The organism is Bartonella sp. CE47NXGY, assembly GCF_042195415.1.
Taxonomy (GTDB): domain Bacteria; phylum Pseudomonadota; class Alphaproteobacteria; order Rhizobiales; family Rhizobiaceae; genus Bartonella.
Genome location: NZ_JBHIOI010000222.1, coordinates 1 through 734, shown reverse-complemented (window position 1 = coordinate 734; position 734 = coordinate 1). Strand labels below are relative to the sequence as shown.

General features: G+C 38.3%; 1 pseudogene. It reads right to left on the bottom strand.

Annotation, left to right across the window (positions count from 1 at the left end):
• Positions 1 to 546, bottom strand: a pseudogene (locus ACFIL3_RS10785) (Ti-type conjugative transfer system protein TraG); the annotation flags it as partial.
• Between the last annotated feature and the right edge of the window lie 188 nt (positions 547 to 734).

Here is a 734-nt window from a genome sequence, read left to right as displayed (position 1 = left end):
GACACGGTATCTTTCACCCACAACAATTTGCCCATTGGCAGGAAAGATTTTTGCTGCCTCTCTTAAATTCATCCAAGCTGCCTCACCAAAAATACCTTTTTTTGCACGCTTGACCTTACTTTTAGGGGGAAGGGTTGTTACGAATTGAATGATGGAAAAAAAAACACCAATAATGATGCCAAAAACAACCATGGGGTCCATGAATTGAAGAGCATAGCCCCATGTTATTCCTTGTTGGCCAACATAGGGACTTAAACGTTTTATTTCACCACTAATATAGTAAAGAGCGGTTGTTCCAAAAAAGACAACGGAGACAAAAGTGATCATTTTACGCAGGTGCAGTTTTTGCGAGAGACTATACAACAATGAAACAGCAGCCGTTAGTGCTAAGACTAATAAAGGCTCAGAACGAAGTGTCCAATAAATTTGATCGCTTTTTAGTCCATTTGTTATAAACAATAAAAAATGAGGGACAAGGAATATCGTTAAAGCACCTAAAGCGATCGGTGTTAAAATGAGTACCCTTTGTGTTTTGGTATATTTCATTGTATTTTACTTTCAATTCTGTCAGAATATGTTACGAAATGCTCTTTTCCAAGTGTGTGATATGAACTCTCATCTCTTTTTGCAAAGGTGCAGATAACGCCAAACAGTTTTCGTTTATGAGCCTTTCTCATTAAGGAGGAAGGTTTTGTCTATTCTTAGCAGGCCATAGCGAATGCTTTGGAACGGTG